This window comes from Rhizobium sp. CSW-27, from assembly GCF_018760785.1.
Classification (GTDB): domain Bacteria; phylum Pseudomonadota; class Alphaproteobacteria; order Rhizobiales; family Rhizobiaceae; genus Neorhizobium.
In genome coordinates this window covers 1-1292 of sequence record NZ_JAHHZO010000059.1, presented here as the reverse complement: position 1 = coordinate 1292, position 1292 = coordinate 1, and the positions used below count along the sequence as shown (strand labels likewise).

Sequence of the window (1292 nt, the reverse complement as noted above, 5' to 3'; positions counted from 1 at the left end):
GGACGCCTCGATTTACCCCGATTTTCTCCGTTGACGGTCCAGTCTGAGCCTACCGCCGCTTTCGGCGGTGATCTTTGAACTGTTTTGATAGCGGCATTCCCGCCCCTTGCGGGGCGGCTGTCATCATGCGGTGGCACGGCGACCTTCGTGGAAGACATACCGGAGCATGTTGTAGGCGATATTGGCCATGCCGATCTTCACCTTGGCCCTTCCAATCCCGATGGTCCTTATAAAGAGCTTCATCTTGTCCTTCTGCCTGGCAAAGACATGCTCGACAGTGGCCCTGATCCTGGATCGTCGCCCGTTGGCCCGCGACATTGTTTCCGGCATGGGTTTGCCCTTCGGCCTCCTCTGATGGATGTCTGACTTCAGGCCATTGTCTTGCAGCCATTCCTCGTTGGTCTTCGAGCGATAGGCGCTGTCGGCCCAGACGGTCGAGGCGGTGTTGTCCTTGGTCACGACGTTTCTGAGCTGAGCGCCGTCATGCGCACTCGCACTCGTCACCGTCCACCCACGGATGAAGCCATGGGCCCGGTCTATGCCCGCGTGATTCTTGTAGCCGAACATCGGAATGGCGATGTCATGGCTCTTCGTTGGTGCTGATGTCGGCGTGTCCGTCGGTTGCTTCGTCTTGGAATATTTCACCGTCCAACGCGCATCCCTATCCTTCTGGGCAAGCTTGGCGGGCTTCTCCTTCCAGTCCTGCGGTATCTCTCCGGCCTTGATCGCTTCCTTCTCGTCCTGGCTGTTGTGCTGCCTCGGAGCCTGGATGATCGTCGCATCGACGATCTGCCCACCCTTGGCCAGATACCCGGACCGCGAAAGATGCTTGTCGAAGCGGGCGAACAGATTATCGATGGCACCGGCCCGCACCAGGCTTTCGCGAAACAGCCAAATCGTCTTGGCATCCGGCACCTTGTCGGAAAGGCCGAGCCCCAAAAACCGCATGAACGAAAGCCGGTCCTGGATGACGAACTCCGCCTGATCGTCGGAGAGATTATAGAGCGCCTGGAGCACCAGGATCTTGAACATCAGCACCGCCGGAAACGGCGGACGCCCGCCCTTTGATCCATCCGATCGCTTCAGCGCCTTCGCCAACGGCTTCTCGAATACTGGCCACGGGATGATGCTGTTCAGCTTCTCGAGCGGATCGCCAACAGCGCTCAGCCGTTCGTAACGCTCGTCCAGATCAAAGAAACCAGGCTGTCCCCGCATCATCCGCTCCCGCCAAATCAAACAAGCAGGATGGAATCACGAATATCGCAAAAGCGGTAGGTTTTTCGAGGTGTCCA

1 protein-coding gene is annotated in these 1292 nt (G+C 58.3%); it reads right to left on the bottom strand.

Translation table 11 applies throughout. The features are described from left to right. Positions 1 to 123: 123 nt before the first annotated feature. Entirely contained in the window at positions 124 to 1215 is a 1092-nt protein-coding gene (locus KLP42_RS26540; RefSeq protein ID WP_215571158.1) for an IS5 family transposase, read from the bottom strand. Positions 1216 to 1292 lie beyond the last annotated feature (77 nt).